Genomic DNA, 22,035 nt, shown 5'->3' on the forward strand with positions numbered 1-22,035 from the left:
GATTAAAGCAAGCCTGACCACATATTAAACCACATGAAACCAGTAACTTAAGGATTCATAACCCTGAGGTCACGAGTTCAACTCTCGTCCCCGCTACAAAAAAAGGCCTTTCTATTGCAGAAAGGCCTTTTTCGTTTTCTCAGAGGACAGTTTAGGGAACAGCAAAATACGCTTACCTCACCTTCGGTATAGCATTGAGCGCGCTGGATGTACTGCTTTCTGTAATGAGTTTGTTCATGCTCACCCCAGAAGGTATAGCTCCTAGAGAGGCACGCAGCATTAGGCTCAGCCTAACGCCTGAGCACCTCTGACCGTAGGGAGTACATTCCCCTGAAGAGGTAGACATCCACCCATTACTCATCTGCCCCTAGACTGCTATGCCTAAACAAGCTCCCGCCACAAAAGCCGACAAGCTCAATAGCCTTTACAAGGAGTGTGGCCTCATTAAGGAAGATGTCTTTCAGCACCAGCACTACACCATCCTGACCCGATCCGGGATTGAGAAGGTGCAAGCTCACTATGGCATTCAGGTTAGCTACAAAGCCCTGAAGCTTGAACCCAAGTACGCAGTCATCAAAGCAGTAGCGAAGATGGACGAGGCTACCGTAGAAACCTACGGCAGCGCCGTACCTGAGAACTGCAAGAACAGCTATTTCGCGGAAACCGCGGAAAAACGGGCGCTCAGCCGCGCAGTGCTAAAACTCACTGGCCTCTATCAACACGGTTTCTTTGGGGAGGAAGAGTCCGAGCAGTTAACTGCAGAAGCAAAGGCTGCCCCGCAGCACACAGAAGCCAGCCTGTTCACGGACGCCCTGAACCGCTTACGCCAGGGAGATGCCCCGGGCTCTGTCTGGAAGGCCTATCCCGAGTTGCACGGCCATGAGGACTTCAAGGCCGCTGTAAAAGCGGAAGCAGAACGTCGCAAGGCTACCACCGGCTAAAGAGAAGTCGGGAAGGCTCGGAGGCTGTAGCGCACCTTTCCTTCCGTTAAGCACAAGCAAAAGCCCCGACGTGAGCCGGGGCTTTTGCTTGTGCTTAATCAAGTATCGGGACAATCGGGCCGCCGCCGGGGCCAGTACCACCTCCAGAACCTGTTCCACCACCCCCACCGGGGCTACCGCACATCACCGGCGTGTTATAGCCTTCTTCCATCCCATCTAAGTAGCCCTGGTAATAATCGTACTCCTCCTGCGTGGAGGCATAGGCCAGATTTAACTCGACGCGCTGACGATAGGTGTAATAGTTCTGTTGAAACCGGTCGCCGTCAATGCACTTATTTTGCTCAGTTTCGCGCTTACCCTGGGCATAGCCGTTTTGGTAATCGACGTAGGAGGTTGCCCGGTGCTCCGGCTTGGGGCAGACGGGTGTAAAGGCAGAGGTTTTGCCACTGACGGTCAGCGCAGCAGCTACGGCCAGAGAACGAAGGAATATTTGCATACAAGTAAAGGAATAGGTGAATGATAAGGTAAGGTGACAGTTTCGCATCTCTGTCGAAAGGAAGAACAGGTCGGATTTGTGACGTTAAAAGCACGCACAATATCTGGCGAAGTGAACATGGTTCTTCACTCTGAGGGCTAAGATGCGAAAGGAATAGCGTCCCTCGGATGGTAGCCGCAGAAAGCTTGGCTAAATTATGGACCAACTTTCTTGCACTCTGCCGGTTGCCCATTTGTATTGCCCCTACCTGTTACCGGTTCCACCACAGCCCTGTTTTTTCCTCCACAAGCCACCGTATGCCCCAGGCGGATGCAGTGCGCTTCTGCCAACAGGTACTCCGAGAGGTGCTCCAGGGCGTAGCCCCTACATCACGGCTTTACCTCCTTCTTGCTGGCGAACCTGGGAAATAGCCACTTGGCTAAGTGGACGCCAAAGGTAATACAGCGTCTGCTGATGGCTTGGGAAATACTTACGCAGCTCTTTCGCCAGCGTGCAGGAACCTTTGCGCAGCGTGGCAGGCCAGCAGACCTAGCGCGGACACGAGAGCAATTGACTGGGCCAACTGCTCTCCCAAAGCCTCACTCTAGCACGTGCTAGGCTAACGTATGACGACAAGCCGGACGCTTTGCCGCTGGCGGTTGCCCAGCAGCAATACCTCGTAGATACCGGGACCTAGCTCCTGCAAGGTATGCGCAGAAATGTGCTGCTCCAACGAAATCAGCCGGCGTTGTTTGCCAAGGGCATCGTATATAACGGCTGAGTGGAAAGGACCCGCCGCAGGTAGATATACTTGCCCGGTCGTTGGGTTCGGGTATACAAAAGATTCGCTCTGCCCTGTTTGGCGGGTAGCAAGCGGGATACTGGCATAGCGCACCAGGCCTCCGGCCTGGCTGTTTATCTCCGCTACCTCCGAGGCCCACACCCGGGTAGGGCTACTGGCAGCTAGTTTACTGTGCCGCATGGTGCTTTCTAGCTGGCGCCACGTCAGGCCATAGTCGGTGGATAAGGCTGGGCCAGCCGTAGAGTTGTAGGAGTCCCCAACGCTTAGGTAGCTGCCCACAGCGTTGGGCACGGCTATCAGATGGGTAGTGCGAGCCGGGCCGGTATACGTAACCGGTATCCAAGTATGTCCACTATCCATGGTGCTCATTAGCCGCGTGCCACCATAGGCCAGACCTCGTTGTGTATCCTGAAAAGCCACGCCTCTCAACTCAGTTCCCAGGCCGGTAGGGCTACTAGTCCACGTTTGGCCGGCATCGGCTGTGTGCAGCACCTGCCCACTCCGGGTGGCTATCCATAAGTGGTTGCCTAGTACTACGGCTTCTCCCGGCTCATCGCTGGCCAAGGCAATAGGTGCCTGAGCCACCGGCACCCAGGTTTGTCCCCCATCCGTGGTGCGCAGAAAGGGCCAGGTGGCGCCGCCCGGCAGCGGTGCCACTGCGGCTACTGCTATAGAAGCGGAAAACGCCCGGATGAAGCGTAGCTGCGGGCCAGCCGGGTTCGGCACTTGAGTAAAGCCCGTGATACCAGTGGTAGTTTTGCGCAGTTCCCGAGCCTCCTTATCAGATATATTCCGGTTTTCGATAACTGCCCAGGCCGTCTCGTTGTCCACTACCCATACGTCATGTAAGTAGGAGCCATAGGTAGTACTACTGGCAGTCAGAGTACGCGACTGCCACGTGTGTCCTTCATCGGTGGTTACGTATACCTCACCGTATCCCTGAGATTGGGGTCGTTGCCGACCAATTGCTGCCCACACGCTGGTGGGTCCCGTTACTTGCAGCGTAAGAAACCCTGTAGAGCTGAATATTTCTCCTTTCACCCAGGGAGCGGTAGGCGGCGCAACCCATGGCCCCTGTGCCGCTGCTGTGGTAGAGGATGGCGACAGTTGCTAAATAACGGAGGGTACGGTTCATAGTGCGTAGTAGAATCTAACGATGGGAATAATGCGCTGAAGGTAGCAAAACCGCTGATACCTACTGCAGCAGAGCCCAAGCGAACCGCCACGAGTATATCGAGGAAGCAACTTTTTCAGTATAGCCAGCAAAAAGCCTCCCCCTAGAAGGGAGAGGCTTTTAACGTGTATTGCAAACACTGTTAACTCAGCGCTCTAACCGTTGAGCTAACGAGCCAAATTAAATCATTTTAATCCGATATATCACAGTCCTGCTATCGTGTCGTGTTCTTTCCGACGAAAGAACTTGGGCCTCTAAACCGGGGCTTTTCTGTATCGTTCTGGGCGTGAAAGAACTAGTTTATCTGACTCCTCAACTGGCAAGCGGCCTGTCCAATCAGGAATTTGCTTAGCCAGTACGCGCCCGGACAGCTGCGCATACCTCCGGAAAGGAGAGTAGAACAACCAGTCCGATGGTCATGTAAAGGTGGTGGACGCAAATGGCATTTGGCTGCACAGTTTGGCTGTATTGCTGAACAAAGGCCACGGTCCCCCAACGAAAGCAAGTATCTCTCTGATCGGACAAGCTACCTTTCTGCGCGGCCCGGGAACAACTATATACTGTGGGCACCAAAACAGAAAGAAGGATAGTAAGCCTACCCTTCTTTCATTTCACCACAGCATTTACACTATACAATATAGCACATAGAATATATAAAAGATGCGTACCAGCTACTGCCACGTGGCCGGTACATGAGTAAAATGCCACACAAGAATCTTCTTTTTCTTTCGCTGACGCGCTATGGCAAAGGGCACCTGATTAAGCGCCTGCAGCACCTCTTCGCTGGCCAGCGCCCGGCCGAGCAGGCCGCTTAATACTTGCCGTATCTCTTCTGTAGGATACTCGCTGGTGAAAGGGGGTGCTCCAAAGACAATTGCCAACGCCTGCGCCACAGTATAAGGGCTATCAGGATCCTTCTTCACGTTTTTGCACTGGAATAAAGCCGGGTAGTTCTTCCCGCTCTTGCCGGGCTATGGCGAAAAAATCAGTACCGCTCTGGCCAAGAGTCGCAAAAAATGAACAATAAAAATCTAACCTTCCAAATGGGACTAGGTCAAGCGGGCGGTCCAGAGCTGTATCGTAGAGAAATGTATTGAAGGTGAAGCGGTGAGTTTGAATAGCATCTTTCAAGTTGCGCTGCTGCTCTCTGGAAAGCTGTTGATAGGCAATCCAAAGAGCATTTCCCTGGGTAGGGAGACGCATTACGCCGGCTTTACGCCTCGCATGATGTGCAGTCGGTTGCTCCATTTGCGCAATATTTTGTAGGTTTTCCCAATATTTAAGGTAAATGCCTCACTATATGTACGCAATTTACCTTAAATATTAACTCTACCAAATCCCTCGTTCCATCCTTTAGCATGTTTTCTCCGTCGCCCGCTGCTACTACCCCTGAGCCGTTCGGAAACCGGTTGCTCAAGCTAATGGAGTTGCTCCGGCTCAAGCCTTCTGCTTTTGCAGCCAAGCTGGATATGAAGCCCCAGACTCTCAATGGTTTCACTGGCCCTAAGCAGAGCGGGGTTACTCTTAAAACCATCCAGAAAATCATTGCTGCATTCCCGCGGGTAAATAGCCACTGGCTTATAACAGGCGAAGGCTCCCCCCTACTTCCTGCGTCCACAGAAACCAGCACTGGAATTCCACAGTATGCTTCCCTACCACCAGTAACAGCCGGGTCTCTCAGCGTTGCTGAAGAACAACCCCAACCATACGCCTCACCATTGGAGTCTTGCAAGCAGGAACTAGCCCTATGCCAGAGCCGAATTAAAGAGTTGGAAGGTATAGTAGCTGATAAGCAGTTAATTATCGAATTACTAACCAATAAACGTCTGCTTCCTACCCCGCCTGAAGACGTATGAAACAAGTTTCCGCTGCTCTAGCTTATAAGCAAAGAAGCGCCTGACCCTAGAAAGGTCAGGCGCTTCTCCGTACAAGCAGGATAGCTTTCTATAAAGCTATGCTTACTTAATTTTTTCCACAATGCCTTTAAAGGCTTCGGGGTGGTTCAAGGCGAGGTCAGCCAGTACTTTGCGGTTCAGGTCGATGCCAGCCTTTTTCAGACCACCCATGAGCTGTGAGTAGGACAGGCCATGCTCCCGAGCACCCGCATTGATACGCTGAATCCACAGGGCGCGGAATTCGCGCTTCTTAACTTTCCGGTCGCGGTAAGCATAGAGCAGACCTTTCTCAACCGCATTTTTAGCAACAGTCCATACGTTCTTGCGACGGCCATAGTAGCCTTTCGCCAAACGCATCACTTTTTTCCGACGGTGGCGCGAGGCCACGTGGTTTACACTTCTTGGCATAACCAGTTTTTTTTGGCGGCCGGCGGCGGGTTCACTACCGCAGCTTCGTTTCAGCCGGACGCCTGGTGAAAAATTTAAAATTAAAAACTATAAATTAAAAATCAGGGATATACTGTGCGGAAGCACCTGTACCTCTGATTCGTAATTCGTAATTTTTAATTCACTAGATGGCAAGCATATCCTTCACGCGGTTCATGTCGGCCGAGCTAACCAGACCAACATGCGTGAGGGCACGCTTCTGCTTGGTGGTCTTCTTGGTCAGAATGTGGCTTTTGAAAGCGTGCTTGCGCTTTACTTTGCCCGTACCGGTCAGCGAGAAACGCTTTTTGGCGCCGGACTTGGTTTTTACTTTCGGCATTGTGGTGGTAATAAATGGTGAAACACTGCGGCGGTCGGCTGCCTAGGGCCGGTGCGCCAGCTCAAAAAAGAACCGAAGTTCCGAAAATGCTATTCTGATGCCTTATCCGCGGCTGCAGGTCTAGCATCCGCTGTCTCCTTGCCACCTTCTTTCGAGCCGGCAGGTTTCGCTTTGGTCGGAGCGGCAGCTTTAGGAGCAAGATACAGGAACATGCGTTTGCCTTCCAGTTTGGGCAGTTGCTCTACTTTGCCCAAATCCTCCAGGGCTTGAGCAAACTTGAGCAACAGAATCTCGCCTCGTTCCTTGAAGACGATGCTCCGGCCCACGAAATGCACATAGGCCTTAATCTTGGCCCCTTCCTTCAGGAACTCCTGTGCGTGCTTGAGCTTGAAAGCGAAGTCGTGGTCATCAGTATTGGGTCCGAAACGGATTTCCTTGATGACTACCTTCGTTTGCTTAGCCTTCAGTTCGCGGGTTTTCTTTTTCTGCTCGTACTTAAATTTCGAGTAGTCAATAACGCGGCACACGGGCGGGACAGCCGTGGGGGAAATCTCCACGAGGTCGAGGTTCTGCTCCTGGGCCATGCGACGGGCCTGCTCTATGGAGTAGATGCCCTGCTCAACATTGTCGCCCACGAGGCGAACTTCTCGGGCCGTAATCTTCTGGTTGATTTTAAACGGCTCCTCGACTTGAGCACGAGGGATATAGCGGCGGTTTGGGGTAGCTATGGCTGGTTCTCCTTAAGGTGAAAATCGAATTCTGGCTTGGATTGACAGGACGCAGAAACGCGTCCGCAGGTTCAATCAGCGGGCGAATATCCGTCATTTTTTCCACATGCTCAAAAATGGCTATATAAAATTGCTTTTTCTGAACCGTTATCTGACCTGATAAAGCTCTTTTGACGAAGGGTAGTTAGGCGAGACCTACCCTAAAATATGCAACAAGCCCTTTTCTCTGGTGTAGAGAAAAGGGCTTGTGAAGGTAATAGAGGGTGTTTCCTGGCCTAGGAGTGGCCCTTACTGGCAAGCCAACGGAACCGGCCAGAAACCCGTTGGCTACTTACCGTCCATCATATCTGCAATCTTTTGCTGAAAGTCGCGGATAAATTCTTCCACGGGCATGGAGCCTAGGTCACCTTCGCCGTGCTTGCGCACGGAAACCACGCCGTTCTCCTGCTCCTTTTCCCCTACGATAAGCATGTACGGCACCTTCGACACTTCCGCGTCACGAATTTTACGGCCGATTTTCTCGTCGCGGTGGTCCACTAGGCCGCGCAGCTCGGCTGCTTGCAAACGGTCGTAGATCTGCTGGGCGTAATCGTGGTATTTCTCCGAAATCGGCAGCACGGCGAATTGCTCGGGCGAGAGCCAAAGCGGGAAGTTACCCCCGCAGTGCTCAATGAGCACGGCCACGAAACGTTCCAATGAGCCAAACGGTGCTCGGTGAATCATTACGGGGCGCTGCCGGGAATTATCCGGAGCCACGTACTCCAACTCGAAGCGCTCAGGTAGGTTATAGTCTACCTGAATGGTTCCTAGCTGCCACTTGCGGCCCAGCGCGTCGCGCACCATAAAGTCAAGCTTCGGCCCGTAGAAGGCCGCTTCGCCCAGTTCTGTTACCGTATTCAGACCTTTTTCAGCCGCGGCTTCCTGAATAGCCGCTTCGGCGCGGGCCCAGTTCTCATCAGAGCCAATGTACTTGGTTTTGTTTTCCGGGTCACGCAAGGAAATTTGGGCGGTGAACTCTGGGAAGTCCAAGGCTTTCAACACGTAGAGTACAATGTCAATTACCTTCAAAAATTCCTCCTTTACCTGGTCGGGGCGGCAGAAAATATGCGCATCATCCTGGGTAAAGCCCCGGACGCGGGTCAGACCGTGCAGTTCTCCTGATTGCTCGTAGCGGTACACCGTGCCAAACTCGGCCAAGCGCACCGGCAAGTCGCGGTACGAGCGGGGCTTGCTGCGGTAGATTTCGCAGTGGTGAGGGCAGTTCATGGGCTTGAGGAAAAACTCCTCACCCGGATTCGGCGTCTTAATGGGCTGGAAGGAGTCGGCACCATACTTCTCGTAGTGGCCCGACGTGACGTAAAGCTCCTTGGCCCCGATGTGGGGCGTTACCACGGGCTGGTAACCGGCTTTCATCTGGGCCCGACGCAGGAACTGCTCCAGCCGCTCGCGCAGGGCGGTGCCTTTGGGCAGCCACAGGGGCAGGCCAGCGCCTACCTTCTCCGAGAAAGTAAATAGCTCTAGTTCTTTGCCTAGCTTGCGGTGGTCACGGCGCTTGGCTTCCTCGAGCTTTTCCAAGTACTCGGTCAGCTCCTTGGCTTTGGGGAAGGTAATGCCGTAAATGCGGGTGAGCTGCTTATTCTTCTCGTCGCCGCGCCAGTAAGCGCCCGCCACGTTGAGCAGCTTTACCGCCTTGATGGGGCTGGTATCAGGGATGTGCGGCCCGCGGCAAAGGTCCGTAAAGTCGCCCTGGGTATAGAAGGTAATGGAGCCATCTTCCAGGCGCTCCAGCAAATCCAGCTTGTAGGGGTCTTGCTTCTCGGTGAAGTAGGCAACGGCGTCGGCCTTGCTTACCTCGCGGCGGGTATACTGGCTTTTCTTCTTGGCCAACTCCAGCATTTTCTTTTCTACCTCGGGCAAATCGTCGGTGGAAATGCTGCGGCCATCGCCCAGGTCGATGTCGTAGTAGAAGCCGTTCTCGATGCTGGGGCCGATGCCCAGCTTTACGCCAGGGTACAGGGCTTCCAGGGCTTCGGCCATCAGGTGAGCTGACGAGTGCCAAAAGGTAGATTTGCCTTCTGGGTCGTTCCAGGTGAGGATAGCAACGTTGGCATCCTGTTCAATGGGGCGGTGCAAATCGCGCACTTCGCCGTTAATGCGCACACCAAGGGCATTGCGGGCGAGACCTTCGCTGATGCCAGCGGCAACGTCGTAGCCCGTGGCGCCATCTACAAACTGGCGCACCGAGCCGTCGGGGAGGGTGATATTCAACATACGTTGGATGAGTAGTGGCTATACAAACAGCCGTGAGCCCGCAAGTTACAGAAAGAGGGAAATAGTGAGGTGGGGAATGGGTGAGTTGCTGTTCGACCCGCCCTAGCCGGGCTAGCTGAACGGCAACTCACCCATTCCCCATCACATTATCTCAGTAGGCCTAAATCCCCGGGCGCTCTACTACAATGGGCTCCACAGCTTCCACGGCCGGTCGTGGGGCTTCCGTGACGATAACTCCTTTGGCACGGTTGCCTACCTTCCACGCCTTATAGGTCCAGTGCCGATTGCCCGGATTCTCCGCCACCAGCAGGCGGTACTGCTCGGCAGCCTCCGGCCAGCGGCCCACGCTCTCCAGGCTCTCGGCTAACATCTGGCGGGCACCGGCCAGCCGGGGAGCCCGGCGCAGAGCCCGTTGCAGGTGCGGCACTGCCTCGGCGTACTTCCGGGCCTTGAACGCTACCAGAGCCAAGCGGTAGTCGGCCCGGTAGAAGGTTGTGTCCAGCTGCACCGTGCGGGCGTAGATGCGGGTGGCGCTGTCGGGCTGGTTTTGCAGCTCAAACTGCCGGCCGTAATCATACCAGAGCGGACCGTAAGTGGGGGCTAGTTTCAAGCCACGGCGGGCGTATCCGGCGGCCTGGGCGGGCTGCCGAAAGGCGTTGGATAGAAAGGCCAGCTGATGCAGGGTTTCGGGCTGGCGCGGGTCGCGGGCCAGGCTGGCGCGCAGGTAGTCCAGAGCCTGCAGCGTATCCTGCAGGCCAATGTAGGCAACCCCTTTGTAGAAAAGAGCCGCCGCATCGTCAGGCTCCTGCTGCAGGGCCCGGTCTAACTGGTCCAGCGCGTCCTGGTAACGGCGGGAGGCCAGGTGCATCTCCCCTACCAACAAGTTTAGGTCAGAGGACGCAAAGCCCCGGCGAGCGGCCTCTGTGGTGGCAGCCAGTGCCGATTTGATGTTACCCCGCGCCCGCAGGGCCCGCGCTTTGACAAAGTAAAACTCCCCCGGGGCATCGTCCAGCTCCAGGGCCTGGTTGATATCACGCAGGGCTGCCTCCGCCTGACCGGCATCCAGCCGGAAAGCCGCCCGGCGGGCGTACAGGGAGGCATTGCGGGGCTGACGTGCAATAGCGCCATCTAACTCCTCAGCCTGAATTTTGGGCCCACCCTGCACCGTGCGCAGGTTTACCATGGTTTCCGGCCGCTCGGCAGGGGCATCAGCACAGCCAGCCACAACGGCGGGGCCAGCGGCCAGAAACAGTAAGGAGCGCAAAAAACCAAGACAACGCACGGAGAACAGGAAATGATCAGGAGGCAAAGATACAGTCCAGGCCGGGGCCGCACCTGGAAAACGAGGCATGCTCACAGTTTCTTGACCCGGCGGCTGATCTGCCGCCGCAGCTTGCGGTTCAGCTGCTCCAGCAGACGGCGGCAGCGGCGGCTGATTTCCAACTCATCGGCCGTGACGGGCGTTAGGGCCACGGCTTCCTGCAGCACGGCCGTTGCTCGGGTCTGCTGGCTGCGGTTGAGGTACACGCGAGCCAGATCGTAGGCGTACTGAATGCGGTGAGGGTCCAGCTCGTGCGCCCGACGTAGTGCATCGATGGCCTGAAACGTACTGGCTCCTGCCGGCGTTCCGCCCAGGAACAAACGGCTGAAGAGCCGCTCCAGTACCGTGTAGTGGTCGACGCGGTAGTGCCAGCGCCCCAGCAGCTGCCAAGCCTCGGCCCACTCTGGGCAGAGCTCCACAACTCGGAACACGTGCGCCCGCATCTCACGGTAAGCCAGCAACCGGCCCCGGGCCGTGAACAGGGTTGCTTGGTTGGCCAGTGTTAATGCCTCGGCGTAGTGCCCCTCCGGGCCGTCGGGCCGCACTACCAGGGCCCGACTGGCGTAGAGGCGGGCGGCGGCAAAGTAAGCTGACTTCCGCGTTTCGTCGGTGTAGCGGCCCCCAATCCGCACGCTGAGCACGGCGGCCTGCCACAGAGCCTCGTAGGTGGCCGGCGCTTTGCTTAAGGCCTGCTCGTATTTGGCCAATGCTTCTGACTCGTGGTATTGCAGCTGCAGGGCGCGCGCCTGGGCTAGCAGTTCCGTGACAGTAGGCGCTTGGGCAACGTCCGCCGCCGGGTTTGCCGACTGTGCCGCCACTGGTGCGGGCCCTACCAGACCCAGGACCAGCAGCAGTCCTACCCATACATGATGAAACAAACGCCGCATGAGCAGCAAAGGTACAGGTTGAGTAAATGCAAGAGGCATAGGTCCGCCGCGTCCTGGACGTGCAAAAGGCTAGCCCAAGCTGGACTAGCCTTTTGTGTGCGTACTAGCTACCCTTAAAACAGCTTCAGCTGCGACTTCGGCGTTTTTAGCACCGCCTGCGCCTGCGCAATGTCAGCTTCGGATATATCCACCGGGCCGGTAAGCTCCGGCAGCGGCTCTACGGTTGCTGGCTCGGGGGTAGCAGCGGCCGGCCGCGGAATGGTAGCCGGGCCGGCTTTCTTCTTCATAGCTTTGCGCTCTGGCTCAGGACCTTCGTCGGTAAGTAGAGCCACGGCGTGAATCTTGAAGTAGTTGAGCTTATTGCCCATGGCCTTCCAGCCCTTCACGTCAATAAACTCGTGCAGAAGGAACTGCTCGGTTTCCTTGTCGGCTTTCTTGTCGCGCTGCAGCTTCACCTCCGCCTGCGGCTCAGGGTGGCAGGTAGCGCACAGCAGCTTCGAGCCCTTAGTTTCGGAAATAAAGGTAAAGCGCTTGTCGAGGGTACTAGTCTCGATTTTAAAGCGTTTCACGTAGTGCGTTTTCGACTCACCTTCCACGTACACGCTGCTGATAACGGTGTCGGGCTCCAGCTTGCGCAGCAGCAGAATGTTGGGTACATCGAAGTGGTGCGCCGGCTCGGGCGACTTCAGCTCGTAGCTGCCATCCTTGTACACCACCAAAATGGTGTGGTCCGTGTCGAAGGCGCCGAGGTAGCGGCCGTGGCCGGCGTGGTTGAGGCGACCCACCACGCTGTCGAAAAACACTTCCCGCCCGCCCAGGGTCGAGTCGCCCACGGCTTTGCGGGTAACCTTCTTGATGGGTTGCTTGGTGACAATGTTTCCCATGGAGCCCTTGCCTTTGATGGCCAACTCGGCAAAGTCGAAGTCAAACTGCTTGACCCGGGCCGGCGCCTTATCCGAAAGCTGCACGCTCACAATCTCCGACTCGGAGTTGGGGTTGGCCGTCAGGTAGAGCGTTTTGGTGCCCTTCGTGCTCTTGGTCAGGTCGTAAGATTTGTCGCGGGTAATGCCTGTTACCAGGAAGCGCTTGGCGAAGCTAATGCCCGAGGCCCCGTCCTGGTAAATCATGTTGTAGACCAGCCGGTCGTCGTTTTTGTTATAGACGCCGGCGTGCAGGATGTCCTTGCCCACGAAGGTCTTCTCGGCAATTTTGGTCACCACGAACGTACCGTCGCGCTTGATGGCAATGATGTCGTCCAGGTCGGAGCAGTCGCAGATGTACTCCACCTGCTCATCCTTTTTCAGGCCGTAGCCCACAAAACCGTCGCGACGGTTCACGTAGAGCTTCTGGTTGGCCACGGCTACTTTCTGGGCCGTTACCACATCGAAGGTGCGCAGTTGGGTTTTCCGCTCCCGGTTCTGGCCGTATTTTTTCAGCAACCCTTCGAAGTACTGAATGGCGTAGCGGACGAGGTTGGCCAGATGATCGGCTACCTCGGCCAGCTCCGTTTCCAGCTTTTGGATGTACTCCTCGGCCTTGAAGCCGTCGTATTTGCTGATGCGCTTGATGCGGATTTCCGTCAGGCGGGTGAGGTCATCCTCCGTGATGGACCGGCGCAATACAATACGAGTGTCGTTGGCTTTCTGCTTCTCCCCTTCCACCCGCACGAACTTCTTCAGGCCGGCATCAATGGTGTGCAGAATGTCCTCCCAAGTTTCGCACTCCTCAATTTTGCGGTAGACGCGGTTTTCAATAAAAATCTTCTCCAGCGAGGCCGAGTGCCACTTTTCCTGCAATTCTTCCTGGCGGATTTCCAGCTCCCGCTCCAGCAGACGCACTGTTTTTTGGGTGCTCAGGCGCAGCATGTCCTCTACCCCCACAAAGCGCGGTTTCTCGTCGATAATGACGCAGGTGTTGGGCGAGATGCTGATTTCGCAGTCGGTGAAAGCGTACAGCGCGTCCATCGTGAGGTCGGGCGAGACACCTGCGGGCAGGTGCACCTGAATCTCCACGTTGGCAGCCGTGTTGTCGACTACCTTCTTGATCTTGATTTTATTGGCCTCCGACGCCTTCACAATGCTTTCCATCAGCGCCGTGGTGGTGGTGCCGTACGGAATGTCGCGGATGACGAGCAGGGTCTTATCGACCTTTTCTATGGTAGCGCGCAAACGGATTTTAGCCCCGCGCAGGCCGCCGTTGTAGTTGGTCACGTCGCAGAGGCCGCCGGTCGGAAAGTCGGGGTAGAGCACAATGTCGCGGCCCCGCAGCACGTCGATGCTGGCCTTGCACAACTCGCGAAAGTTGTGGGGCATGATCTTGGTGCTCAGGCCCACGGCAATACCCTCTACCCCCTGGGCCAGCAGCAGCGGAAACTTCACGGGCAGCGTGGTAGGCTCGCGCTTGCGCCCGTCGTAGCTCATCTGCCACTCCGTGATGTCGGGGTTGAACACCACGTCGAGAGCGAACTTGCTGAGGCGGGCTTCGATGTAGCGGGGCGCGGCTGCGCCGTCGCCGGTGCGGATGTCGCCCCAGTTGCCCTGGGTTTCAATCAACAGGTCCTTCTGGCCCAGGTTCACCATAGCGTCGCCGATGGAGGCGTCGCCGTGGGGGTGGTACTGCATGGTCTGGCCGATGACGTTGGCGACTTTGTTGAAGCGGCCGTCGTCCATTTCCTTCATGGCGTGCAGAATGCGGCGCTGCACGGGTTTGAGGCCGTCCTCGATGGCGGGCACGGCGCGCTCCAGAATCACGTAGGAGGCGTAGTCCAGAAACCAGTTCTGGTACATGCCGTTCACGGTGGCCACGTCGTGGATGGTCTCGCCGGGGGCAAACTTGGGCTCTTCCTCAGTTTCTTCCGTTACGGGCTCCGGCTCGGTTACGGCCTCTACCTCGGCGCCGGACTCAGCCAGCAGCAGCTCGCCGGTTTCGCTTACCACCGATTGCGCGGTATCTTCCTCAGAGGGGGTAGCAGCAGCCGGCGCGGCCGGCTCAGCCCCGAACTCGAAAGAGTCGCCGGCACCGAAAATATTTTCCGGCTGCTCTTCGTGGTTCGGGTCGTGGGGGTTTGTCTCTTCTGACACAGTGGGGGTGGCACTCGCCACAATTATTGTTCTTGTACCTCTCTCCTGCCTTCAGGAAAAGCAGAAGGTTAAACTTCCGGCGGGTGCCTGGGTGCGCGGGGCCCCTAGGCTAAGTCGGCCTCGGCTACTTCTTCCACCGGCAGCACGTCCGACGTTACCAGATCTTTCTCCAAACGCAGGTTTTCAATGATGAATTCCTGACGGGCCGGGGTATTCTTGCCCATGTAGTAGTTCAGTACCTGCTGAATGGAGCGGTCGGACTGCAGAATCACGGGCTCCAGCTTGATGTTGTCGCCGATGAACTTGCCGAACTCGTCGGGCGAAATCTCGCCCAGGCCTTTAAAGCGGGTTACCTCGGGGTTGCGGCCGAGCTGGCGCATGGCAGCCTGCTTTTCCTGCTCGTTGTAGCAATAAATGGTCGTTTTCTTGTTGCGGACGCGGAACAGGGGCGTTTCCAGGATGAACACGTGGCCGTTGCGCACCAAATCGGGGAAAAACTGCAGGAAGAAGGTGAGCAAGAGCAGCCGGATGTGCATGCCGTCCACGTCGGCATCGGTAGCAATGACCACGCGGTTGTAGCGCAGATTCTCGATGCCTTCCTCGATGTTGAGGGCGTGCTGCAGCAGGTTCAGCTCCTCGTTCTCGTAGACAATCTTCTTTTTCAGCCCGAAGCAGTTCAGGGGCTTGCCGCGCAGGGAGAAAACGGCCTCCGTTTCCACGTTACGGCTCTTGGTGATGGAGCCCGAAGCAGAATCACCTTCAGTAATAAAGAGGGTAGTGAGTAGGGCCTTTTCTTCCTCCTTGGTTTCGCCCAGGTGGAAGCGGCAGTCGCGGAGCTTGCGGTTGTGCAGGTTGGCTTTTTTGGCCCGCTGGTTGGCCAGCTTCTTCACGCCCGCCATATCCTTCCGCTCCCGCTCGCTCTGCTCGATACGCTTTTTGAGGGCATCGGCCGTAGCCGGGTTTTTGTGCAGGAAGTTGTCGAGGTACTCCTTCACAAAGTCGACGATGTAGCCGCGCACGGTGGGGCCGTCGGGGCCCATGTTCAGGGAGCCAAGCTTGGTTTTCGTCTGCGACTCGAACACGGGCTCCTGTACGCGCACCGAAATAGCGCCCACGATGGAGCTGCGCACATCGGCCGCGTCGTACTCTTTCTTGTAGAACTCGCGCACGGTTTTCACCACGGCCTCCCGGAAAGCGGCCAGGTGCGTACCGCCCTGGGTGGTGTACTGGCCGTTCACGAAGGAGTAGTATTCCTCGCCGTAGTCGCTGCCGTGGGTCAGGGCCAGCTCAATGTCCTCGCCCTTGAGGTGGATGATGGGGTAGCGCCGGCTTTCCTCGTCAATCTTGCGGGAGAGCAAATCCAGCAGACCGTGCTCGGAGTAGTATTTCTGCCCGTTGAAATTGATGGTCAGCCCGGCGTTCAGGTAGACGTAGTTCCAGATCTGATTTTCCAGGTACTCCGGGATGAAGCGGTAGTTGCGGAAAATGGAGTCGTCGGGCTGGAACGTCATCAGCGTGCCGTTGCGCTGAGAGGTTTTTACCGGCTTGGGGTCATTAGTGAGGATGCCCTGCGCAAACTCCGCCGACTTCATCAGCCCGTCGCGCACGCTCTGCACCAGAAAGTAATTGCTGAGGGCGTTAACCGCTTTGGTCCCGACCCCGTTTAAGCCTACTGACTTCTGAAAGACTTTGGAGTCGTACTTACCGCCCGTATTGATCTTGCTTACTACCTCCACCACCTTGCCCAGGGGAATGCCACGCCCATAGTCGCGCACTTGCACCCGGCTGTCGGAGATTTTGATATCGATGGTGCGGCCGTGGCCCATTACGTGCTCGTCAATGGAGTTATCGATAACCTCCTTCACCAACACGTAAATGCCATCATCGTAGCTGGAGCCGTCGCCGAGCTTACCAATGTACATACCCGGCCGCAGACGAATATGCTCGCGCCAATCCAGGGAGCGAATACTGTCTTCGGTGTAGCCGTGGTCGGGGGTAGCGGCGGGTACTTGTTCGTCAGCCATGCAATTCAGTATTCAAAATTCGAGGTAAAATAACGCAGAAAATTGGCCTTTTCCGCGCTTTTCTTTCGCTAGCTAAGTTAGCAAAATTTTCTTTTTCAACCCAGCGGCAGGCGAGTTTGTTCCCGGCAAACCTGCTAAAAACCCGTACTGCGCTTGCTGACACCCACCTTAACTTCCCAATTATATTAGCAATATGTTTCCTCCTGCCTCCCAACACCATTTGCCGCCTTCCGGCCATAAGCCCAACCCCGAGGTTAAGCAGGCGCCTGTCGTTCAGTTCGCTTTCCTCATGCTTGGGGCCGTGCTGCTCGTGTACTCCCTACGCGTGCTGGACGACGTGCTGCTACCCCTCGTGTTTTCCGGCATCTTTTCCCTGTTGCTACTGCCCATCTGCCGGTGGCTGGAACTGCGAGGGCTGCCCCGGATACTGGCTATTATCGTGTGCTTGTTGCTGCTAGTGCTGGTAGTAGCGGGCATTGTGCTCGGCTTTGGCTCTCAGCTGGCGCAGTTCAAAACGGAGATACCCAAGCTGCAGGACAAAACGGTGGAGTTCTTCAACAGCGCCCAGGAATGGGCCCACCAGCGGTTTGGCTACCAGCCCATGAGCATTGAGGAAGTAAAAGACTCGACTTTGAAGGCCCTGAAGAAGTCGGGCGGCACGTATTTGGGTACTACCCTGAATACTACTACCTCGGCCCTGAGCAACATTCTGCAGGTGTTTATCTACATCTTCTGCTTGCTGCTCTACCGCGACCATCTGCGGCAGTTCATGTTCCGCTTTGTGGCCCCCGACAAGCGGACGGCCGTGCTCCACACCGTGGACAGCATCCAGACGGTAGTGCAGGCCTACATTTCGGGCCTGGTAAAGGTGATTATCATTGTGGCCGTGCTCAACGGAATCGGGCTGGTGGCGTTGGGGGTGAAGTTTGCCGTGTTCTTCGCCATTTTTGCTTCCGTACTGGCCGTTATTCCCTACATCGGCATCATGATTGGAGCTACCATCCCGGCCATTATTACGCTGGTGGAAACTGGCTCCGTTGTACAGGCCGCCTTGGTAATCGGGGTGTTCGTGGTGGTGCAGTTTCTGGAAGGCAACTTCATTACGCCCATGATTACCGGCTCGCAGGTGAGCATTAATCCGCTGGCCGCCATCCTGGCCCTGATTCTGGGCAACGAGCTGTGGGGCACGCCGGGCATGATTTTGAGCATTCCAATTATGGCCGTTATTAAAGTGGTGCTGGATGCCAACAAGGTGACGGAGCCCTGGGGCTTCCTGCTCGGCGACACGGCCGAAGGCGAAGACTCTACCAAGCCGGAAACCAAGCAACCCGGCCTGCTAAGCCGCCTTTGGGGCCGCGTGACCGGCAAAGCCAGCTAAAACGCTGGTAGGCTACTACATTCGTCTCCCCGTTGGCCCTGGCTAACGGGGATTTTTTTGCCCCTATCTACCGAATCTGCACTGATAACCGAAATTTTATAATCCTTTCGTGGCAACCTCCACCGGCCAGGCAGGGTATACAAGCCCAACTGCTGCGCTCGTGGCAGTATTAGAACTCCTTACCATCCACTTAAAAATTCTGCACCATGGCCTCTATTACCGGCGAAGCTGCCCGCGCGTACAACGACCTCGTAGAAATCAATAAAACGGCCGCTAAAGGCTACCAGGAAGCCGCCGAAGGTGTGAGCAGCCCCGACCTGAAGTCGAAGCTTAGCCAATTCAGCCAGCAGCGCGCTCAGTTTGCTTCCGAGCTTAGCCAGCACGCCAGCCAGTACGGCATCAATCCCGAAGAGGAAAATACGGTAGAAGGCTTGGTAGCTGATGCTGCCGCCGCCGTGCACCGCGGCTGGATCAACATCAAATCGGCCATTACGGGCCAAGACGACGCTGCTATTCTGGGTGAGTGCGAAACCGGCGACGCAACGGCTCTGCAATCGTATGAAACGGCTCTGCGCTCAACGGAGCTGCCCGCCGAAGCCCGCAATGTGATTCAAAAGCAGCACGGCGAGATTCTATCGGCTAAAAACTGGGTTACCCAGCAGAAAGGCACGCGCTAAGCTGCTTCTGTTTCCCTGACTTACAAAAAGCCCGCTTAAAGCGGGCTTTTTCTTTTCCGGCGCGGCTCAACTTACATCGGGTAGAAGAGCATAATCCGTTTGCAACCTTCCGGGGGGCTATCTTTGTTACCAATTTCATTAGCACGTTCGTTTACCCGATTTCGCCTCTCGTTTGTACGCTATCATCGACCTTGAAACTACTGGCGGGCAGCCCGCCCAGGACCGCATCACGGAAATAGCCATTTATATCCACGATGGGGAGAAAGTGGTGGATGAGTTCAGCACCCTGCTGAATCCGGGACGGCCCATTCCGTTTTTCATCACCCAGCTTACCGGTATTACCGATGACATGGTGCGTGATGCGCCTAAGTTTCACGAGGTAGCCCGCCGCATTGTGGAAATTACGGAAGGCTGCGTGTTTGTGGCCCACAACGTGCGGTTTGATTATTCTTTCCTGAAAAAGGAGTTTGCCGACCTGGGCTACAACTACTCCCGCAAAACGCTGTGCACCGTGCGCCTGAGCCGCTCCCTGATGCCAGGGCAGCCCAGCTATAGCTTGGGCAAGCTATGCCAGAACATTGGCATTCCGCTCAACGACCGGCACCGGGCCACCGGCGACGCTGCGGCTACGGCCATTTTGTTTGGGCGGCTACTTAAGATTAGTCAGCAGGAAGAAGCCCTTCAGACTCCCGGCCTGAGCCCGGCCGAGACGCTGGCGGCGGTGGATGCCAACGCTCCGGCCGGTCGGCGGCCGGCAGCGGCGGGCACTGCAGTAGCGGCCAAGCAGCCCTCGGCCCGCAAGGTGAAAGCCGTGCAAGAAGCCATCCGCACGGCCTTGCTCCCGCCCAACATCACTCCGGAAAAGGTGGCCTCCCTACCCCAGGAAGCGGGTGTGTACTATTTCCACAACGAGCAGGGAGAGGTTATCTACGTAGGCAAGAGCATCAACATTTACAAGCGCATTCAGCAGCACTTCGCCGTTGATTACAAGTCTCGCAAGAGCCTGGAGTTCAAGAATTCCATTTCGGACATTACCTGGGAGCTGACGGGCTCTGAGCTGGTAGCGCTGCTCTACGAGTCGCACGAAATCAAGCGGATGAAGCCGCTATATAACCGCGCCCAGCGCCGCTCTGTGTTTCCGGCCGGCATTTTCCTGCGCACAGACGAGAATGGCTACAAGCACCTGTACTACGGCCGGGCCAATGACCACGCCGAGTCGCACCCGCTGATTGCCTTGGGCAACCAGTACAAGGCCAAGGGCTTCCTGTTTCACAAGGTAGCCAAGTTTAATTTGTGCCAGAAGCTGTGCGACCTGTACAAAACCACGGGTTCCTGCTTCGACTACCAGGTGCACCGTTGCAAAGGAGCCTGTATCGGCCTGGAGCCTGCTGAGGAATACAACCAGCGGGTAGAAGCCGCCATTGAGTCGTTTACCTACGAGCACGGCTCCTTTGTCATTACGGGGCGGGGCCGCCGTCCCGATGAAAAAAGCATTGTAGTAGTGGAAAATGGCCGCTACCTGGGCTTTGGCTACGTGGATGAAAGCTTTTCCGCGCGCCGTCTCACAGACTTCAAGGATGCTATTACCCGCTATAATGATAATAAGGATGTGCAGCAGATTATCCGGCAATACCTCCGGACTGAGCACAAAGACCACGTAAAGGTGTTTAAATCGGCGTTGTAGGCTTGTACCGGGAGAGGGGCCTGTTGTCTTCTGGTGGTTGGAGACGCCACGCGTCCTGCTTTACACCGAAAACCTTGCTTTGGTAGCCACGGCGTCCAGTCCCCCTTCTAAAACGGCCTGCATTGAGCGTAGGAGTGCCGCCGCACTACCCTTGGATAGTAATGTGGGTAGAGGCCTGCCAGCTTAGGTTGCTGAGTGCGCTGCATTAGTACAACCGGTGGCGCAGAAGCCAGCCAGCAGCGTCAAACTCATCGGCCCGCGGCTCATATTTCTCTACGTCAGTTTTACCCAGGCGCAATGTGTTGCCGTCGCCGCTATCATACACAGTCAGGCGGTTGCGAGGTTTGGGTGGAGCTGCCGTGATTTCCAGCAAATCCTGTCCGGCGCCATCATACACTCCAATCTTTATGTGCGGATCTGGGTCGCCACGCACCTCGAAGGCATCATTCCCCCCCAGCCCAAACAGTTTAAGCGAGCGAGTTTGCGGACTGCTAAACAGGCGTTCATGAATCAGCGTTGCGCCCTGTGGCGTAAGACGAAAGACCTGCACCCGCACCTGTCGGGGTCCGACGGCTTCTATTACAAACCGCTCGGCCTCATCCGTGCCGGGCAACTCCACATCCTGGGCCAACAGGGCATAGAACTTCGCCGCCACAGCTGGCAGCTGGTCGCGGCGGCGGCGCAGTTTCTGCCTGAACTCGGAGGCAGCCAGTTGCTGTACCTCCCGGGGCCAGACGGCCAGCGCCTGGGTAATTACCGGATCAGAGAGAGCCCCGCGCAGGGAATCGGCAATCTGCCGGAAATCGTCCTGAGTAAGGTAGGCCAGCAGCGACTTATCCATCGGGCGGGCAGCTTTGTTGAGGCCTTCCACATCGGAGAGCCGAATAGTTTCGTGGAAGCTCTGGTAGTTGGATTTCACCCAGCCAATGATGTGGGTAAGCAGGCCGTCATCGAACTTGAAAAAAGCATGGTCCCGGTCGCGGGGGATGGCCCGGTACACAGTGCCGCCGTCGGCCGAGGGAAAACTGGCCCAGCGCCACTGGTCCTCGCGGCGGCTCCAGTCGCCCAGCCACATATCGAACAAGCGGCTGCGCAGGTACTGCCGGGCATCTACCTGGAACCGGCTGCTTGCCACCAGATTGGTGAATACTTTGCGGGAGCTTTCTACCAGCGTGGAGTAGCCAAAGCTGCTGACGGCCCGCTGGTCGCCCTCGGGCCGCTCCTCAAACAAGTACAAAGCGTTGGCAAACCCCGCCCGAAATTCACCCAGGGCGGGGTCGTCGGCCACGTACACCAGCCGGGGGTTGGTGGAGTACACCCCCGCCGCCCGGGCCAGCGGGGGCACAATGTAGGCGCCGTAGGGGTGAATAACGCTGGTTTGGTCCTTCATCAGGCTCCCGATGGGGCCGCTTTGCAAACTTTCCGGCAGGGCCTTGGTGGCGTCCTTGTCCACAGAGCGCAAGACATACTGCGTGCCATTGCGGTCCACCAGCCGCAGGTTCTTGGTTTGAAACGAGCCTCCTTCCCGGATGGGCACCAGGCCGCCGGGTACGGCCGTGCGCAGGTTAAACACGGGCGCCGTGACGGGCAGGGCCCAGAGGGCCCGGTAGTGCGTACCCCAGAAAAACCGGTACAGGGCGCTCCGCTCGTACTGCGGCCCCGCCGCTACCCGCACCGTGGAGTCGGGGCTGATGGCCGCGGGAACAGAGGCCGCGCGTTGGGCCGGGGCCGAGCAAGACATGAGCAACAGGCCGGCTACCAGGCCGCCAGTCGACGCACCGGCAGGCAGGAACACGCGGGAAGAGAAACGCACGGAAAACAACAGGTTACAACGACCAGAAACTACGACCCGGCTGCGGACCGCTGCCCTTATAGCGCAAACCGCCCGGTGGCGGTTGTACTGTGGAGCACGTACTTTTCCTGATAAGTTGC

17 protein-coding genes and 1 pseudogene are annotated in these 22,035 nt (G+C 56.8%); 5 read left to right on the forward strand and 13 right to left on the reverse strand.

The window, feature by feature from the left end; genetic code table 11:
* Window positions 1-377: 377 nt before the first annotated feature.
* Complete coding sequence (locus tag K3G63_RS04835; protein WP_220612942.1) at window positions 378-941, forward strand: hypothetical protein; 564 nt, start codon at window positions 378-380, stop codon at window positions 939-941.
* Between the two features lie 94 nt (window positions 942-1,035).
* Here the strand turns inward: K3G63_RS04835 and K3G63_RS04840 are convergent, their stop codons facing one another.
* The 4 genes from K3G63_RS04840 to K3G63_RS04855 all read right to left on the reverse strand — a co-directional run bounded on the left by K3G63_RS04840 (window position 1,036) and on the right by K3G63_RS04855 (window position 4,640).
* A complete protein-coding gene (locus K3G63_RS04840) occupies window positions 1,036-1,437 on the reverse strand; it encodes a hypothetical protein (RefSeq protein WP_220612943.1) in 402 nt (133 codons plus the stop codon).
* Between the two features lie 598 nt (window positions 1,438-2,035).
* Complete coding sequence (locus K3G63_RS23025) at window positions 2,036-3,259, reverse strand: T9SS type A sorting domain-containing protein (RefSeq protein ID WP_220612944.1); 1,224 nt, start codon at window positions 3,257-3,259, stop codon at window positions 2,036-2,038.
* Between the two features lie 804 nt (window positions 3,260-4,063).
* Complete coding sequence (locus K3G63_RS04850; protein ID WP_220612945.1) at window positions 4,064-4,315, reverse strand: hypothetical protein; 252 nt, start codon at window positions 4,313-4,315, stop codon at window positions 4,064-4,066.
* Window positions 4,299-4,640, reverse strand: coding sequence for a hypothetical protein (locus K3G63_RS04855; protein ID WP_220612946.1), 342 nt, complete (start codon window positions 4,638-4,640; stop codon window positions 4,299-4,301). The genes K3G63_RS04850 and K3G63_RS04855 overlap by 17 nt, the downstream gene beginning before the upstream one ends.
* 110 nt (window positions 4,641-4,750) lie before the next feature.
* On the opposite strand from K3G63_RS04855, the gene K3G63_RS04860 reads away from it, so the two are divergent.
* Window positions 4,751-5,248 carry a hypothetical protein gene (locus K3G63_RS04860; RefSeq protein WP_220612947.1) on the forward strand — a complete coding sequence of 166 codons (498 nt, stop codon included), beginning with the start codon at window positions 4,751-4,753 and terminating at the stop codon, window positions 5,246-5,248.
* A 102-nt stretch (window positions 5,249-5,350) separates the two neighbouring features.
* Here K3G63_RS04860 and rplT read toward each other — a convergent pair whose 3' ends face one another.
* From rplT to K3G63_RS04900, 8 genes and pseudogenes are all read right to left on the reverse strand, one after another.
* Window positions 5,351-5,695 (reverse strand): 50S ribosomal protein L20, encoded by a 345-nt coding sequence (gene rplT, locus K3G63_RS04865; protein WP_183404002.1) that lies wholly within the window; start codon window positions 5,693-5,695, stop codon window positions 5,351-5,353.
* Between the two features lie 163 nt (window positions 5,696-5,858).
* Window positions 5,859-6,053 (reverse strand): 50S ribosomal protein L35, encoded by a 195-nt coding sequence (gene rpmI / locus K3G63_RS04870; RefSeq protein WP_110979185.1) that lies wholly within the window; start codon window positions 6,051-6,053, stop codon window positions 5,859-5,861.
* Between the two features lie 170 nt (window positions 6,054-6,223).
* Window positions 6,224-6,781, reverse strand: a pseudogene (gene infC / locus K3G63_RS04875) (translation initiation factor IF-3); the annotation flags it as partial.
* Between the two features lie 327 nt (window positions 6,782-7,108).
* Entirely contained in the window at window positions 7,109-9,052 is a 1,944-nt protein-coding gene (gene thrS, locus K3G63_RS04880) for a threonine--tRNA ligase (protein WP_220612948.1), read from the reverse strand.
* 160 nt (window positions 9,053-9,212) lie between these two features.
* Window positions 9,213-10,316 (reverse strand): lipopolysaccharide assembly protein LapB, encoded by a 1,104-nt coding sequence (locus K3G63_RS04885; RefSeq protein ID WP_220612949.1) that lies wholly within the window; start codon window positions 10,314-10,316, stop codon window positions 9,213-9,215.
* A gap of 89 nt (window positions 10,317-10,405) precedes the next feature.
* Window positions 10,406-11,260, reverse strand: a complete 855-nt coding sequence (locus K3G63_RS04890; protein WP_220612950.1) for a hypothetical protein — start codon at window positions 11,258-11,260, stop codon at window positions 10,406-10,408.
* A 113-nt stretch (window positions 11,261-11,373) separates the two neighbouring features.
* Entirely contained in the window at window positions 11,374-14,340 is a 2,967-nt protein-coding gene (locus K3G63_RS04895; RefSeq protein WP_310794558.1) for a DNA gyrase/topoisomerase IV subunit A, read from the reverse strand.
* A gap of 104 nt (window positions 14,341-14,444) precedes the next feature.
* Complete coding sequence (locus tag K3G63_RS04900; RefSeq protein ID WP_220612951.1) at window positions 14,445-16,364, reverse strand: DNA topoisomerase IV subunit B; 1,920 nt, start codon at window positions 16,362-16,364, stop codon at window positions 14,445-14,447.
* Between the two features lie 193 nt (window positions 16,365-16,557).
* Here K3G63_RS04900 and K3G63_RS04905 point away from each other — a divergent pair, with 193 nt between their 5' ends.
* The 3 genes from K3G63_RS04905 to K3G63_RS04915 all read left to right on the forward strand — a co-directional run bounded on the left by K3G63_RS04905 (window position 16,558) and on the right by K3G63_RS04915 (window position 20,103).
* Window positions 16,558-17,742 (forward strand): AI-2E family transporter, encoded by a 1,185-nt coding sequence (locus K3G63_RS04905; RefSeq protein WP_220612952.1) that lies wholly within the window; start codon window positions 16,558-16,560, stop codon window positions 17,740-17,742.
* A gap of 206 nt (window positions 17,743-17,948) precedes the next feature.
* A complete protein-coding gene (locus K3G63_RS04910; RefSeq protein ID WP_220612953.1) occupies window positions 17,949-18,419 on the forward strand; it encodes a PA2169 family four-helix-bundle protein in 471 nt (156 codons plus the stop codon).
* Between the two features lie 172 nt (window positions 18,420-18,591).
* A complete protein-coding gene (locus tag K3G63_RS04915) occupies window positions 18,592-20,103 on the forward strand; it encodes an exonuclease domain-containing protein (RefSeq protein ID WP_220612954.1) in 1,512 nt (503 codons plus the stop codon).
* Window positions 20,104-20,308: 205 nt separating this feature from the next.
* Here K3G63_RS04915 and K3G63_RS04920 read toward each other — a convergent pair whose 3' ends face one another.
* Complete coding sequence (locus K3G63_RS04920; RefSeq protein ID WP_220612955.1) at window positions 20,309-21,916, reverse strand: hypothetical protein; 1,608 nt, start codon at window positions 21,914-21,916, stop codon at window positions 20,309-20,311.
* Between the last annotated feature and the right edge of the window lie 119 nt (window positions 21,917-22,035).

It is taken from the genome of Hymenobacter sp. HSC-4F20 (genome assembly GCF_019599275.1).
GTDB lineage: Bacteria > Bacteroidota > Bacteroidia > Cytophagales > Hymenobacteraceae > Hymenobacter.